The following is a 15595-nucleotide window of genomic DNA, read 5'->3' as shown; positions in this document are numbered from 1 at the left end:
AATTCCTAGAATATCGTCAGAAGTAACTTTTCCTGTTATATTTCCGATGAAATCTTGAGCTTCTCTCATTTCTTGAGCACAAAGAACCAGATCACCGAACTGTAAGTTATCTTTTGCTACGATAATATGTTCAAAGGCAGTCTGTAGAGCTGTTAGATGACGTCTACGGGCTATAAATACACCTTCTATAGGCATAATACCTAAAGCATCTGCTAGTACGTTTCTAAGCTCATTTAAGCCGTCTTCTGTTTTAGTAGATGTATGTATCTGCTTATATGAAGAGAATAGTTCGCTTTGTAAAAGAGCCTTACATTCATCGCACATTCCTTTATCTGATTTAGAAACAAGTATTAGAATGTGTTTTTCATCTTTTTCAAATTCAAAGATCTTTTTGAAAGTTTCTTCTTCGTCTACAGGTACTGATGAACCGTCTATCATGTATAAAACAAGATCAGCTTTCTTTAATTCATCAATTGCTTTTTGAATACCAATTCTTTCGATTTCATCGCTTGGTGTATCGCGAATACCAGCTGTATCTGTAATAATTACTGGTACTCCTGATATTTCAATATTAGCCGTTAAAACGTCTCGAGTTGTTCCAGGAATGTTGGTAACGATAGCTTTTTCTGTACCAGATAAGGCATTTAGTAAGCTTGATTTACCTGCATTAGGAGAACCTGAAAGAACAATTCTTGCTCCTTCATTTAACTTCACACCTTGAGAAGCAATTTGAATAGTTTTAGAAGTCAGATCTATTATTTCAGTTAATTCTTTTTCTGAATTTCCTGAATCAAAGAAGTCTTCATGCTCTTCTGGAAAATCTAAACAAGCTTCTAGTCTTACTCTGAATTTAGTAAGTCTGTCTGCTACTTCATATAGATTTTTTGCAAATGTACCCTGAAGAGATGAAAGAGCAGCTTTTGCAGCTGAATCAGAACCTGCAGATATAAGATCTTCAACAGCCTCAGCTGCTGTAAGATCCATTTTGTTGTTTAAAAAGGCTCTTCTTGTAAATTCGCCTGGTTCTGCTTGTCTAACACCTTCTATTGATAGAATAGCTTCAAGCAGTCTTTTTGGAGCAACAATACCGCCATGTCCTTGAAGTTCAATTACATCCTCACCTGTATAAGAGTTAGGTGCATTGAAATACAGCAATATTCCTTCATCAAGAATATCATTTCCAAGTTTAAATTTCTTGAAATAGGCTTTTCTAGGCTCAGGATTTGTATTAGTAAGAATATTTGCAACTTCTAAAGCTTTAGAACCGGATACCCTAATAACGGCAATGCCACCCCTGCCTAAAGGGGTGGCAATTGCTGCAATTGTATCTTCAATTGTATTGTTCATTATTTTTTAGTTACTGCAGCTTTCTTAACACTTAAACCACGCTTTTCAAGTGATCTAAAGATAATAAACTGTTGGAAAATAGTGAATACGTTTGATACTAACCAGTACAGAGTTAAACCTGCAGGGAATGTACAGAACATGAATGTAAAGATAAATGGCATTGCCATAAATATCTTCTTCTGCATAGGATCTGTTACTGGAGTTGGTGACATCTTCTGTAATAAGAACATTGTAATACCATATAAAATTGGTAATACAAAGAATGGATCCTTTACAGAAAGATCAGTAATCCATAGCATAAAGCTAGACTGTCTTAATTCTGTAGATTCCATTAAGGTCCAGTATAAAGCAATAAAGATTGGCATCTGAATTAACAGAGGTAAGCAACCACCAAGAGGGTTAACTTTTTCTGTCTTGTATAGCTTCATTGTCTCAGCGCCAGCCTTCTGTCTATCGTCTTTATATTTTTCACGGATTTCAAGAAGTTTTGGCTGTAAAAGTCTCATCTTAGCCATTGAAGTGTACTGAGCTTTTGTAAGAGGGAACATTACACCTCTAACAATCATTGTTAATGCAATAATTGCAAAGCCCCAGTTTCCAATGATTGAGTGTAAGAAATTCAGGATCTTGAATAATGGAATTGAAATGAACCATAACCAGCCATAATCAACAGTAAGATCTAGATTATTAGCTACTGAAGCCATTTCTTCTTGGTTCTTAGGACCTACCCAAAGTTTTCCACCAAGTACTTTGTTTTCGCCAGACTTGATTTCAACATTGTTTGTTCTAATACCGATGATTGCTGTCTTGCCCTGATCTGTATCTCTTGAATAAATAACATTACCGTTTTCGCTGTTTCCTATCCAAGCAGAAACAAAGTAGTGCTGAATCATTGAAACCCAACCATTCTTGGTTGAAATTCTGTAATTCTTATTGTCTTCAGCATAATCAACGATGTCATCTAAAGTTGCTTTTTCATAACGTGACTCATCTGAAGAGTATGCTGTGCCTCTATAAGCACCTGCAACCATACCGAAAGAACTATCGTCTTTTAGATAAGAATCATCTACAGATTGTTTTAACTGACCATAGAAGCATAAAGATAAGTTCTTTTCTGATTCATTGTTGATAGAATAATCAACATTAACAACATATGAATTCTTGTTTAAAGTATAGGTTTTAGTATATGTAACGTTATCTTTTACATATGTTAAAACAGCTTCTACCTTTTCATCGCCGTCATTGATCTTGTATTCGGTTTTATCAGCACTGAATAAAGGTCTTGATTTAATATCAATTCCATCAGCTCCAGCTAAACCGCTCTGAGCCTGATAAATAAATTCTGGCTTAGTCATTAAAAGATTGAAAGGATCATCCTTATCCTGTTCCTGTTTAATCTTTAATAACTTGGCATCAATAATATCGCCACCATTTAAGTTAATGGTTAATTCCAATGTATCACTTGATACTTTGATTGTATTACCGATCTCAGTTAGTGAATTAATATCCTGATTTTGAGCCTGAAGAATTTTTGCTTCTTCTTGCTGAGCTAAAGTAGCTTTGTCAGAATTCCAGTCCCAAAATAGGAACATGGCTGAACAAAGTAATAGAAGAAAAATTAAATTTCTTTGTTGTTCCATGGGATTAACCTTTTATGTTTGGCTTTTTGTTGTTAATAATTTGTTTTTTTTGGAATTGGATCATATCCACCAGGATTAAGAGGATGACATCTTAAGATTCTCTTTAATCCAAGATAAGAACCTTTAAAAAAACCCCATTCCTGAATAGCTTCAAGAGTATATTGTGAGCAACTTGGATAAAAGCGACAATGCTGTCCTAGGAGCGGACTAACATACTTTTGGTAGAAACGAATCAGTAGGATAGCTACTTTTCCAAACGGTGAGATATTTGTATCCATAATTTTTTTAATACTGAACTTAGTTCAGAATTGCTGAATTCATCTATCTTTGGTCTGGCCATTACAACCAGGTCAATATTTGGAAGAGAATGCTGATTGAGTCTGAATGTATCCCTTGAAATTCTCTTAATTCGATTACGCCAAACAGCTCTTTTAAGAACTTTCTTGGGTACTATCAGACCTAATCTTGGGTATTCAAGCTTGTTCTTGCAAGCAAGAACAAGCACGCCACGTTCGCTAGCGCGGACAGGGTTTTTGAATACCTCATCATATTCCTCGGATTTTAACAGTCTAACTGACCGAGGAAAGGTATTATTAGCCATTAACAGTAGTTAAACGCTTACGACCCTTAGCACGACGACGTGATAAAACCTTACGACCGTCAGCAGTACGCATACGTACACGGAAACCGTGGGTGCGCTTACGCTTAGTTACGTTTGGCTGGAAAGTACGCTTCATTTGAAACTCCAAAGACGGTACTACCGCCTAAAATTTACATTCAAAACTAGCAGTTCTGTGATTAATACAAATCTGCCTTTTAAACAAAGTACGACATTTTACATTGTAAATAGGATAGAGATCAATACTTTTTTTATGCTAAAATAATGACCCATTATAATTATATGTTTGAACTAGTCTCGGATTACTATCATGGATTTACAGGAAATCTGGAAAAAAGCCATAGAAGATGTATGCGCTTCTTTTCAAGATCTACAACAAAAAGCAATGCTTCAGGTTATAGGCAACCAGTGTATGATTCAGATATCATCAAACAATATCTGTTTTATATGCAATAATGAATTAGCATCTCAACTATTGCCTCAGTATGCATATATTCTTTTAGTGAAAATCAATCAGTTACTTGGTGATGCTCATTATGGTATGCAGATTTTTATGGCAAATAATGCTATTAACCAGATGAATCCACAGCAGCCTATGATGCAAGCTGATAATAATATGTATTCTCAGCCTAATCCTGTTAATTATCAGAATCCAAGTATCCCTCAGCATTCTTTTGGTGAACAGCAAAATTTACAAAATTCTTTTGTAAATCAGAATGTTGCTCCTCAGCAGGTAATGAATAATCATCATGATATTAATCAGAACGTAAATACTAGAGTCTATTCTGACAATATTAATCCTGATAAAACATTTGATAATTATGTTACTGATCCTGAGAACAGACTTGTTTATGCAATCGCACAGTCAATTGCTAACGATCCAGGCTCAGAAGCCTATAACCCTTTTTATATTTATGGTGCATCAGGTTTAGGTAAGACCCACATTTTATGGGCTATTGCTAATAAAATCCGTCAGGATCAGCCAAATAAGTCTGTTGTATATATTCGAGCCGAAGAGTTTATTAAGAACTATGTTGACTCTATGGCTAAGAAGAATTTTGATCCTCAGCAGATTCATTTCCAGGATACATTTACACGTCATGACGTATTCATCATGGACGATATCCAGTCACTTGCAAAAGGTGATAAGGCAAGAGAAACATTCTTCGATATTATTGCTACTTTCCTAGATAAACCTGGTAGACAGCTTATCCTTGCATCTGATGTTCCACCTGGAAACTTAAAGAATTTTTCTCCAAGATTGGTTTCAAGATTCGGATCTGGTGTATGTAGAGAAATTTATCCGCCTTCACCAGAAACAAGAGCTGCTATTGCTAAAAGAAAATGTGCTGAATGTGGTATCACCCTTCCTGATTCAGTTATTGATTATATTGCAAATAACATTCGTTCATCAGTTAGAGAGCTTGAAGGTGCTGTTAAGACATTAAAGTCACAGATGGATGTTGAAAAGCGTCAGATTACATTTGATGAAGCAGTAAAAACTTTATCAAATCTTGTTAATTCAAAGAGTCAGACAACAACTTTAGATGCAATTAAAGATCGTGTTGCTAAAGAATTTGGTGTTACTGTTCAGGACATGGATTCAGCATCAAGAAAAAAATTAACATCTACCGCACGTTCTATAGCTATGACACTTGGACATCAGCTTATTCCTAAATTATCATCTACAGATATAGGAAGATCTTTTAATAAAGATCATTCTTCTGTGCATGAAGCAATTAAGCGAGTTGAACAGCGTCTGCTTGAAGACAGAGAATTAGCTGATCTCTATCAGAAATTAGTATTGTCATTGAAGAAAGAATAAAAAGAATAATAAGTAACGGAGTACATCATGAAATTTAGCGTTTTATTGTCAGATATTAAAGAGCCAATAAATTCTGTTACCTCAATAGCCGGTTCTTCGCTTAATAAAGATGACATTACTAAGAATATTTATTTTGAAGTAAAAGATAACAAGCTGATTTTAAAAGCAAATAACTATAACATCGAGATGCAATCATGTGTATCTCTTCAGAATGTTGAATCTGAAGGTGTTATTACTGTAAACGCTAATAAGATTAAAGATACTCTATCTAATCTTGATCCTTCATCTCTAGTAGATTTTTATTTCAATGAAAATAAAAATACATTAGAGATTAAGACATCTAAAGTTTCTTATGAATTAAGAACACAGAGTGCTGTTAATTTCCCTACTTTTGACAGAGATTGTGTAGTACAGACAATCAAATTAAAGCAAAAACAGTTAAAGTCAATCATTGATTCTTCTCTATTCTGCGTTATCACTGAGGATTTCCGTGATTACTTAAAAGGTATTAGATTTGAATTTAATGGTAAGAATTTAGATATCTATACTTCTGACGGTCATAGATTAACAATGCTAAGAACATCTGTTGAGCAGGAGCAGACAGTAGCAAGTGGTATTTTCGGTGCCATTATTCCAAAGCAAGGTGCAGCACAGTTAGCATCAATCATTAAGGAGGATAGTGAAGCAGAAGTAGAATTAACATTCTCAAAGAATAATGTTTTCACATCTTGTAATGGTTATGTATTAGCTTCAAAACTTATTAACTGCAGTTATCCTGATATTCGTAAGGCCATTCCTGATAATATTCAGACTGAATACTTGCTTCCTAAAGCAGAACTTACAAATCTTATCAGACAGGTTTCTGTTTTAGCATCAAAGAGAGTTAATGGTGTAACATTTAACTTCTCAAATGGTAGATTAGATCTTCGTGCTGAAAACTCAGAACATGAGCTTTCATGTGCAACACTTGAAGATCCAGGTATTTCAGATGTAACAGAAATTGCTTTAAATGGTTCATACGTTGTAGATGTATTAAAGATTATTAAATCTGAAAAAGTAAGATTATGCTTTACTAATCCAGCCTCATCAGTTTTAATTAAACCTGAAACCGATGAATTAGAGGAAGGTATTACCGGAGCATTTGTAATTTCACGTGTAGTGGTTTAACTATAGATGAAAATCGAAAGGCTCAATATTACGAATTTTCGTAATTTATCTTCCCTGTGTATTGAGCCTTCTCCTAACTTTAATGTTATTTTCGGTAACAATGGAACTGGAAAAACATCACTTCTAGAAGCAATTTCTTACATTGGACTTGGTCGATCTTTTAGACAGTCTAGATTTCAGTCTTTAATTAAAGAATCTGAGCCTTTTTTTGCTATAAATGCCCATATCCTTAATGATGACTCATCTTATGTAGATGAAGTTGGTCTTTGCCGTTTTAGGGAAAGAAATAAGCCCTTACAGATAAAGATAAATCATCAGTCATCAAATAGAATTTCTGATATTGTAAGCAAATTATCGGTACAAGTTATTCATCCTCAGTGCTTTGAGCTTATTCTGGGGGGGCCTGAGTATAGAAGAGCTTTTATTGATTGGGGATTATTCTATTCTGAAGCAGGATACATCGATTTATGGAATAAGTATCAAAAGATTCTAGCCCAAAGAAATTCTTTATTAAAACAAAAAGCATCAGATGAATATATAGAATTTTGGAACAATATACTCTCTGAAACAGGAGAAATAATATCCAAAAAAAGAGAAGAATATCTGAATAATTTGTTGCCTTTTTTGCAAAAGAATTTATCAAAATTTCTTCCAAATTTTGCCTTCGATTTTGTCTATCAAAAAGGTTGGGAAAACGGCTCAAATCTAGGCTCTATGCTAGCCTTAAATATTGAAAAAGATAGACTTTTAGGGTATACTTTCTACGGTTGTCATCGCGCAGATTTAAAGATTAAATGCAACCAGTTTGCGGCAAGTGAGATGCTTTCTCGAGGTCAGTTAAAATTACTTGTTTGTGCTATGAGTTTAGCTCAAGGACAGCTTTTAAAAAGTTTATCATCCAAGAGCTGTATTTATCTGATCGATGATTTAAGTTCCGAATTAGATCTCACTTCAAGGCAATTATTATTAGAACATTTAGTTTCTGGTGATAATCAAGTTTTCTTAACTAATATTTCTAAGAATATTGAGCTTCCACAATCTTCAAGTACTTCTTTTCTTGATGTTGCAGCTTTTATTAAAGACTATATTAGTTAACACCGACAGACAGAGGATTTATGTCAGAAGAAAAGAACAACGATTACAATATCGGCAGTATCAAAGTTTTAAAAGGTCTGGAAGCTGTACGTAAGCGCCCAGGTATGTATATTGGTGATACTGACGATGGATCAGGTCTTCATCACATGGTTTTTGAGGCTGTTGATAATTCTATCGATGAAGCATTAGCAGGCTTTTGTGATCATATCGAAGTAACTATTCATGAAGATGGATCCGTTTCATGTACCGATAATGGTCGTGGTATCCCTGTTGCAATTCACCCTGAAGAGCATGTTTCAGCTGCAGAAGTTGTAATGACAGTTTTACATGCTGGTGGTAAATTTGATTCAAATTCTTATAAAGTTTCTGGTGGTTTGCACGGTGTTGGTATTTCTGTTGTTAATGCCTTATCGGATAGATTAGAGTTAACAATTAACCGTGAAGGTCATATCTGGGAACAGGTTTATTTAAACGGTGGTAATCCTGAAGCTCCTTTACATCAGATAGGTGATTCTGATACCACAGGTACAAGAGTTCGCTTTTGGCCATCTCCATCTATTTTCACAAATACCACTTTTGAATATAAAATATTAGCAAAACGTTTAAGAGAGTTATCATTCTTAAATTCAGGTATCAAAATTACATTAACTGATTTAAGAGAAGATCCTGTATTAACTGAGACTTTCTATCATGAAGGTGGTATTGGTCAGTTTATTCAGTTCTTAAATAAAGGCAAGAATCCTTTACATCAGAACGTTATTCATTTTAAGAAAAACTGCGATGGCAACATTCAGGTTGAAGTTGGTATGCAGTGGACTGATGCTTATACAGAGAATGTATACTGCTTTACAAATAATGTTCCTCAAAAAGATGGCGGTACTCATTTAGCTGGTTTCAAGAGAGCATTAACTTCTGTATTTAACTCTCATCTAGAGAAAGCTGGTTACATAAAGAAGAATAAAGTATCAACATCAGGTGATGATGCACGTGAAGGTTTAACAGCTGTTATTTCTGTAAAGATGCCTGATCCTAAGTTCTCTTCACAGACTAAGGATAAATTAGTTTCTTCAGAAGCTGCTGGTGCTGTTGCAAATTCCGTATCTGATGCTGTAGAAGCTTTCTTATTAGAGAATCCAAAAGATGCTGATTTAGTTTGCTCAAAGATCATTGAGTCTGCTCGTGTTCGCGAAGCAATGAAACGTGCTCGTGATATGTCTCGTAAGAAGGGGGGGATTGAACTAAATGTTACTCCTGATAAGCTGACTAAGTGCAGATCTAAAGATCCTGAGTTATCAGAAATCTTCTTAGTTGAGGGTGATTCTGCAGGTGGTTCTGCTAAAGGTGGCAGAAATTCAGAGTTCCAAGCTGTTTTACCTTTAAGAGGTAAGATTCTGAATGTAGAGAAGGCTCGTTTTGATAGAGTCGTTGATTCACAGCAGATTGGAACACTGGTAAGTGCATTAGAGTGTGGTATTGGCAAGGATGATTATGATCCTGAAAAGTTCAGATACCATAAAGTTATCATCATGACTGATGCTGACGTTGACGGTGCTCATATTAGAATCCTTTTATTAACATTCTTCTACAGACATATGCCTGAACTTATTGAAAGAGGCTACGTATACGTTGCACAGCCTCCATTATATAAGTATCAGAAAGGAAAGCAGGTTGTATATGTTCTGAGTGACAAAGAAGCTTTGCAATATAAGACAAATATGGCTGTAAGCTCAGGTCAGATTTATGTGAATAAAGAAGCAGCTCCTATCTCTGGTGCACCTTTAGAGTCTTTATTTACTGAATATAATAAGATCATTACTAAGCTTCCTAAGTTAACTCAAAAGTATAACAAGGACATCATTATTAACTTGATGTATCATTCTTTATTAACAAAAGAAATGATGTCATCTAAAGATGATGTTAAAGCTTGGGTTGATTCTTTTATCAAGAAGTTACCTGACAATATGTCAGAAGGTATTTTCTTTAAATCTGACGTTCTGCAGGATCCTGTTGAAGGATTGTATTATCCTGTAGTAATTCATCATGTTCATGGAATAGATTACAGCTACAATTTAGATCTTCATTTCTTCAATTCAGCAGATTATATAATGCTGAAAAATATGAATATGAAGGTAGCTGATTTAATCGAAGATACGGGTTATGTCTTTGTACGATCAAAAGAAATACCAGTAAAGAACTTCCATGAGGCATATGAGGTACTTATGAAAGAAGGCTTTACTGGAGTATCGATTCAGCGATACAAAGGATTAGGTGAAATGATGGCTGAACAGCTATCAGAAACAACTATGAACCCAGATACTCGTTCTCTTCTAAAAGTAAGTATTACCGATGCAATGGAAGCTGATAGATTGTTTAATGAACTTATGGGCGAGGATGTTGAAAATAGAAAGATATTTATTACTGAGAATGCAGCTAACGCAACATTAGATATCTAATACTCTTTCTAAACAACAATGTATAACCATTAGTAAAAGAGGCCTGTTTTTTTAAACAGGCCTTTTTGAATAACAAACATCAACCATTCTTTATCTAAATAAATCTATTTAGATCTATAGTTTTAATAAAGCTCTGATGTTATCACTAGAATTACCAAACTGGATAACCTTCAGAGATAACCTTCAAAAATAACCAAAGCGATTTTAATCTTGTCAATTAATGAATTAATGTTCCACGTGGAACATGGTTCGCTATATATGATTCGTTCTAACGTTGAAATAAAAATCGTATAGTCGATAGTATCTTTGGTATAGATAATCAGAAAAATGTTACTTTTTAAGTATCCACATACGAGTGCTGAAAATGTTCTATGTGGAACAAAATAATTAATGACAAAAGTTCCATGTGGAACACTGTAAGAAGAAAAATTTTAGCGTTTAAGTATTCTAATAAAGTATGAGAATATTGAACAAAAAAATATTTGATTTTGAATTATCTGCTCATAGCATCACATACTGTTTACTAAAAAATATTTGATTAAATAAAATTAAGCTTTTTCTTCAATGTGGAACAAATTATACCAAATTTTATAATTGCAGAACTCACCTTGAATTAATGAAAAACGTTCCATGTGGAACAAATACATTTTGAATTTGAATTTTTACTTATTTATTTTATTAGGAAAAATTTTTTTTCTATATATTGTAGGCAAGTACAAAAAATCTGGTTGATGATCTTGATCATTAGATGATATTCATAACGTACTTTATTGGTTAGGATTGATTTTGGATACAATTTTTTATACGAATTATATTATTTCCATTATCAACCATCGAATGCTACCGCACGAAATTACAAAAATTTCTATCTTAAATTCATCTATTATGACAAATCAGATTGTAATTAATGAAATTGTTCTACGTGGAACATGCTTTTATTGCATAATGAAATTTATATTTTGTGGATCATTTTTTTACTCTCTCTGTACAGGCACATTTCTTTTTGTGTAAAAACGATTATGCAGTTTAGTTTTATTTTTCTTTAACAGTTTGGATACTTTAAGCTTATAACTAAATATTTTAATTATTAAATTTGTAAGAGAAATTTAAAATGAAACTGTAATCAGAGATTCATTGTTTATTGTATTGCTATTTCAATAGTAATTGTACAAGAATAAATTAATGAATATTGTTCCACGTGGAACTACCATCTTATTTATATAGAGTTGTCTTCTTAGTAAAAAGAAAACCCGATAATCTTGTGGACTATCGGGTATAATCATTCAATATGAATAATTAGTATAAAACAGAGATATCTGCAGTCTTGCTAATTAAATCATGTAGTGAATTTAATAATGACAATCTATTGCATTTGATAGCCTGGTCATCGGCATTAACCATTACATTTTCAAAGAAATTATCAACAGGATCTTTTAGATTAGATAATGCAGCTAATGCATCCTGATAATTGCCTTGTTTATATAACTCATTAACTTTAGGAGATACTTCTTCTAAAGCATTTGCTAATGCAATTTCATTCTGATCTGATAATAATGCCTTGTTGATTTCACCAAGTGCTAGAGAATTCTTGCTTAGAATATTATTGATTCTCTTATAAGCAGTAGCCAAATTCTCAGATTCTGGTAAAGCCTTAAATGCCTTAACAGCTTTAACTCTCTTATCAAAATCTAATAAATCAGAAGGAGCTGTAGATAGAACAGCTAAGAAAATTGATGCTTCAATATTCTGATCCTGATAATAAGCTTTGAGTCTGTTGTAAACATAGTTTGCAACCTGAGCATCATTATCAGCAGCCTTGATCTTGTCTCCAAGAATTGAGCATGCTTTACTAATTAACTCTTTGAAGTTGATAGAAAGATTGTTCTCAAGAATAATTCTAATAGCACCAATAGCAGCTCTTCTTAAACCGAATGGATCTTTATCACCTTTAGGTAACTGATTTATACCGAAAATGGCAACTAAAGTAATGATTTTCTCTGCTAAGCTTACAGCTATAGAAACCTTATTTGTTGGAATAATATCTCCAGCAAATCTTGGTAAATACTGCTCAAAAATAGCATCTGAAACTTCTTTTGATTCACCATCTAACTCAGCGTAATGCATACCCATTACACCCTGAGTATCAGTGAATTCTGTTACCATAGTTGATGCTAAATCGCATTTTGCTAAATGAGCTGCACGTGCTGCTTTATTCTCATCAGCACCAATTTGTGCTGCGATATATTTTGCAAGGCTCTCTACACAGTTAGATCTGAATGCGATGGTTCCGATATCTTTCTGATAAACGATAGTTTCTAGTTTCTCGAATAATGACTCAAGAGAATGCTTTCTATCTGTGTTGAAGAAGAATTCTGCATCTGAAAGACGAGGTCTTACAACTCTTTCGTTTCCTGAAATTAGTGACTGTGGATCGTCAGGGTTGATATTAGATGCAAAGGCAAATACTGGAAGAAGCTTTTTGTTTGTATCATAGATTGGGAAATACTTTTGATCACCCTTCATTGTATATACAAGAGCTTCTGCAGGAACCTTTAAGAATCTCTCTTCAAAAGATGCTTTGAAGATATGTGGTTCTTCAACAATTGAAGTTACTTCTTCAATTAGAGAATCATCTAGATCTGCAACACCGTTAACTGAATCGGCAATAGCCTTTACCTGAGAGATAATTGACTGCTTTCTTTCTTCATAGTCAGCAATTACTCTACCTTCAGTTCTTAACTGTTCTACATATGTATCAGCAGAAGCAATATTTACCTTTTGTGAACCAAGGAATCTGTGGCCGTTAATGGTCTTAGAAGATGTAACGCCTAAGATTGAACCTTCAATAAGTTCATCACCATAAATCATGCATAAAGTGTGAACAGGTCTTACGAATTCTTCTTTCTTATCACCCCAGTGCATAAGTCGAGGAATAGGAAGTGACTTTAAAGCTGTTTTAAACATTTCAGGGATAACATCAACTGCTGCCTTACCTGCTTTAACAGTCTTAATATATAACCAAGCTCCTTTAGGAGTCTCTAGTGTCTGTGCTTCTTTAATGTCGATACCATTTGAAGCTGCCCAGCCAAGAGCTGCTTTTGTAGGATTACCATCAACATCAAAAGCTGCTTTAACTGCAGGTCCTTTGATTTCGATTTCTTTATCTTCTTGCTTATCAGCAAGCTGTTCAACGAATAAAGCTAAACGTCTTGGAGTTGCATACCACTTAGATGATGAGAACTTTAAGCCTTGATCATTTAACTGCTTTACAAAAGAATCATGTAAAGACTGAGCTAAGTTTCTTAGAGCCTTTGGTGGCAGTTCTTCAGTGCCTAATTCTAATAATAAATTCTTAGTTACCATAGTTATTAGTCCTTCTTAGCTCCGTTTTTACACATTGGGAAACCAAGCTCTTCTCTTGATTTATAGTAAGCTTCAGCAACAGCCTTAGAAAGAGTACGGATTCTTAGAATAAAACGCTGTCTTTCTGTAACAGAGATTGCATGTCTTGCATCTAAAAGGTTGAAGCAGTGCGCTGCCTTAAGAATTCTTTCATAAGCTGGAAGAGGGAGAGGTTTTTCTAATTTAAGAAGATCGCCACTTTCTTTTTCCATCTGATCGAACATCTTGAATAAGAAATCAGTATCAGCATATTCAAAGTTATATGTTGACTGCTCAACTTCGTTCTGATGGAAAACGTCACCATAAGTTACATCACCGTTGGCTGTATGAGCCCAAATGAGATCGTAAACAGTCTTCTTCTTTTGAATATACATAGCAAGTCTTTCAAGGCCGTATGTTAATTCACCTGTAACAGGGAAACATTCTAAGCCACCCACCTGCTGGAAATAGGTGAACTGAGAAACTTCCATTCCGTTTAGCCAGATTTCCCAACCAAGACCCCAAGCACCTAAAGTAGGGTTTTCCCAGTTGTCTTCAACAAAACGAATATCATTCTCAGTTGGATCAAAACCAAGTTCTTTTAATGAACCTAGGTAAAGCTCCTGAATATTATCTGGAGATGGTTTTAAAATAACCTGAAACTGGTAGTAATGCTGCAGACGATTTGGGTTTTCACCATATCTTCCGTCTGTAGGTCTTCTAGATGGCTGTACATAAGCACAAGAAATTGGCTCAGGGCCTAATGATCTTAAGAAAGTCATAGGATGAGATGTACCAGCACCTACTTCAAGATCAAATGGTTGTGCAATCATGCAACCATGGCGCATCCAGTAATCCTGTAAAGTTAGGATTAGTCCCTGGAAAGTTTGAAGGTCGTATTTGTTTGACATTTTTGAAACCTTAAACAAAAAAAATGAGAATTACTCAAAAATAAATAAAAAAACTTTCGTTATTTTATCATGAAGACATGATGAAATAACGATTTTTGTGAGTTGTAGCTAAAAATAGATTAGATATTTCTCTGATTCAGTAAAAAAAATGAAAAAAAAACTATCTAAACTTTCTTAACTTTTGGATCGACAAGTTTTTTTATTGTGAAAGTATTTGGTTTTTCTTCAGTAGGAAGAGATACCAATTCATGCTTCATGAATTTGCAAAAAGCAGGAATGTCTCTTAAAGAAACGGGATCATCTGAAATGAGTTCGACAATTTGACCAACAGGTGCTTTTCTGATGGCGTTACGAAGTAGTGTGAGTGGTTCAGGGCAGCACATTCCCCTGCAATCGAGTGTGATGATATCCATTATTTCTCCTATCCAAGAAAAATTTTAATCTTTTTTGTAAGAAATTCAAATAAATTGTTGTCAAATAAAAAAAACTATGTATAATAGTCCTCGTTCGCTGGTTTAGCTCAGTTGGTAGAGCACCTGTTTTGTAAACAGGGGGTCGTGGGTTCAAGCCCTACAACCAGCACCACTTCTAAATCTCTAAAAACTCCTTAGAAAAATTCCTACATTAAATCATTAAAAAATACATAATATCCTTAATGTTCTTAATGTTAAATGTATTGTTTGTAACATTAACTAAAAGATATATTTGTTAAAATTTGAACAGATTTGATTTTTGTTGATTTAATTCTGAACCCTAAGATCTCGGTTTTAATCTTACACTATCCAATGCAATTCCATAGTTACAGCTAGTCATCAAAGCCATCTTCAAGGCAACCTTGCTTTAACTTAGAGTTTCTTAGGTCGATAGGATCAATTCCCATTGCTTTAAATAGATTGTCGTGGCGCTGTAGCAGGTTGGTGGTTGGAATAATATTGTCACCATCCTTAATGCACTCAAGGGTATCTAAATCTTTCATGGTTAAATCAAAAGAATTCTGCTTTAATTTAACACGCTCAGTAGCTGAAGCACTTGCGTTCCACTTCTTAACCTTTAGACCAAAGCTATTCATAAATTCAGAAGCTAATAGAGAAAGGAATAATTTAGCGTTAAAGCTTTGCTCTGTAGATACACCTAATGTATCAGCTTCAATATGATCT

The 15595-nt window shown here is 34.2% G+C and carries 13 protein-coding genes and 1 tRNA gene; 5 read left to right on the top strand and 9 right to left on the bottom strand.

The annotated features are described in order from the left end of the window. From mnmE to rpmH, 5 genes are all read right to left on the bottom strand, one after another. The coding region (gene mnmE / locus ACJML3_RS10020; RefSeq protein ID WP_406022868.1) for a tRNA uridine-5-carboxymethylaminomethyl(34) synthesis GTPase MnmE at positions 1-1347 on the bottom strand (1347 nt) is incomplete at its 3' end. Then, complete coding sequence (yidC, locus tag ACJML3_RS10015) at positions 1347-2987, bottom strand: membrane protein insertase YidC (protein ID WP_406022866.1); 1641 nt, start codon at positions 2985-2987, stop codon at positions 1347-1349. The genes mnmE and yidC, both read right to left, overlap by 1 nt. 32 nt (positions 2988-3019) lie before the next feature. Then, positions 3020-3265, bottom strand: coding sequence for a membrane protein insertion efficiency factor YidD (gene yidD, locus ACJML3_RS10010; protein WP_406022865.1), 246 nt, complete (start codon positions 3263-3265; stop codon positions 3020-3022). Further along, the gene (rnpA, locus tag ACJML3_RS10005; protein WP_219937860.1) at positions 3232-3588 is read right to left on the bottom strand and encodes a ribonuclease P protein component; all 357 of its coding nucleotides are present in this window, start codon (positions 3586-3588) and stop codon (positions 3232-3234) included. Before rnpA ends, yidD begins: the two co-directional genes overlap by 34 nt. Continuing rightward, on the bottom strand, positions 3581-3724 hold the full coding sequence (gene rpmH / locus ACJML3_RS10000; RefSeq protein WP_021889726.1) for a 50S ribosomal protein L34: 144 nt from the start codon (positions 3722-3724) through the stop codon (positions 3581-3583). Before rpmH ends, rnpA begins: the two co-directional genes overlap by 8 nt. A gap of 192 nt (positions 3725-3916) precedes the next feature. Here rpmH and ACJML3_RS09995 point away from each other — a divergent pair, with 192 nt between their 5' ends. From ACJML3_RS09995 to gyrB, 4 genes are read left to right on the top strand one after another with little or no spacing between them, the layout of a single operon-like run. Then, positions 3917-5431: a chromosomal replication initiator protein DnaA gene (locus ACJML3_RS09995; RefSeq protein ID WP_219937859.1), complete on the top strand. Its 1515-nt coding sequence runs from the start codon at positions 3917-3919 to the stop codon at positions 5429-5431. A 27-nt stretch (positions 5432-5458) separates the two neighbouring features. Further along, a complete protein-coding gene (dnaN, locus tag ACJML3_RS09990; RefSeq protein WP_406022861.1) occupies positions 5459-6598 on the top strand; it encodes a DNA polymerase III subunit beta in 1140 nt (379 codons plus the stop codon). Between the two features lie 6 nt (positions 6599-6604). Continuing rightward, positions 6605-7693 (top strand): DNA replication/repair protein RecF, encoded by a 1089-nt coding sequence (gene recF, locus ACJML3_RS09985; protein ID WP_406022860.1) that lies wholly within the window; start codon positions 6605-6607, stop codon positions 7691-7693. Positions 7694-7713: 20 nt separating this feature from the next. After that, entirely contained in the window at positions 7714-10146 is a 2433-nt protein-coding gene (gyrB, locus tag ACJML3_RS09980; RefSeq protein ID WP_406022858.1) for a DNA topoisomerase (ATP-hydrolyzing) subunit B, read from the top strand. 1296 nt (positions 10147-11442) lie between these two features. On the opposite strand, the gene glyS is transcribed toward gyrB, so the two are convergent. The 3 genes from glyS to tusA form a co-directional block, all read right to left on the bottom strand. Further along, positions 11443-13509 carry a glycine--tRNA ligase subunit beta gene (gene glyS / locus ACJML3_RS09975; RefSeq protein ID WP_406022856.1) on the bottom strand — a complete coding sequence of 689 codons (2067 nt, stop codon included), beginning with the start codon at positions 13507-13509 and terminating at the stop codon, positions 11443-11445. A gap of 5 nt (positions 13510-13514) precedes the next feature. After that, a complete protein-coding gene (gene glyQ / locus ACJML3_RS09970) occupies positions 13515-14438 on the bottom strand; it encodes a glycine--tRNA ligase subunit alpha (RefSeq protein WP_219938052.1) in 924 nt (307 codons plus the stop codon). Between the two features lie 164 nt (positions 14439-14602). Next, entirely contained in the window at positions 14603-14851 is a 249-nt protein-coding gene (gene tusA / locus ACJML3_RS09965) for a sulfurtransferase TusA (RefSeq protein ID WP_406022853.1), read from the bottom strand. Between the two features lie 96 nt (positions 14852-14947). Here tusA and ACJML3_RS09960 point away from each other — a divergent pair. Next, positions 14948-15023: transfer RNA gene (locus ACJML3_RS09960), tRNA-Thr, on the top strand. Positions 15024-15243: 220 nt separating this feature from the next. Here ACJML3_RS09960 and ACJML3_RS09955 read toward each other — a convergent pair. After that, a partial coding sequence (locus tag ACJML3_RS09955; RefSeq protein ID WP_406022850.1) for a hypothetical protein occupies positions 15244-15595 on the bottom strand: 352 nt, incomplete at its 5' end.

Origin of the sequence: Succinivibrio sp. (assembly GCF_045124615.1) — a bacterium.
GTDB classification, from domain to species: domain Bacteria; phylum Pseudomonadota; class Gammaproteobacteria; order Enterobacterales; family Succinivibrionaceae; genus Succinivibrio; species Succinivibrio faecicola.
The sequence above is the reverse complement of the archived record's forward strand: the minus strand, read 5'-3'. Positions and strand labels throughout refer to the sequence as shown.

What these genes read in the sequence shown, in the direction of transcription:
- yidC (WP_406022866.1), bottom strand. Translation starts at nt 2,987, where the DNA reads ATGGAACAACAAAGAAATTTAATTTTTCTTCTATTACTTTGTTCAGCC.
- yidD (WP_406022865.1), bottom strand. Translation starts at nt 3,265, where the DNA reads ATGGATACAAATATCTCACCGTTTGGAAAAGTAGCTATCCTACTGATT.
- rnpA (WP_219937860.1), bottom strand. Translation starts at nt 3,588, where the DNA reads ATGGCTAATAATACCTTTCCTCGGTCAGTTAGACTGTTAAAATCCGAG.
- rpmH (WP_021889726.1), bottom strand. Translation starts at nt 3,724, where the DNA reads ATGAAGCGTACTTTCCAGCCAAACGTAACTAAGCGTAAGCGCACCCAC.
- ACJML3_RS09995 (WP_219937859.1), top strand. Translation starts at nt 3,917, where the DNA reads ATGGATTTACAGGAAATCTGGAAAAAAGCCATAGAAGATGTATGCGCT.
- dnaN (WP_406022861.1), top strand. Translation starts at nt 5,459, where the DNA reads ATGAAATTTAGCGTTTTATTGTCAGATATTAAAGAGCCAATAAATTCT.
- recF (WP_406022860.1), top strand. Translation starts at nt 6,605, where the DNA reads ATGAAAATCGAAAGGCTCAATATTACGAATTTTCGTAATTTATCTTCC.
- gyrB (WP_406022858.1), top strand. Translation starts at nt 7,714, where the DNA reads ATGTCAGAAGAAAAGAACAACGATTACAATATCGGCAGTATCAAAGTT.
- glyS (WP_406022856.1), bottom strand. Translation starts at nt 13,509, where the DNA reads ATGGTAACTAAGAATTTATTATTAGAATTAGGCACTGAAGAACTGCCA.
- glyQ (WP_219938052.1), bottom strand. Translation starts at nt 14,438, where the DNA reads ATGTCAAACAAATACGACCTTCAAACTTTCCAGGGACTAATCCTAACT.
- tusA (WP_406022853.1), bottom strand. Translation starts at nt 14,851, where the DNA reads ATGGATATCATCACACTCGATTGCAGGGGAATGTGCTGCCCTGAACCA.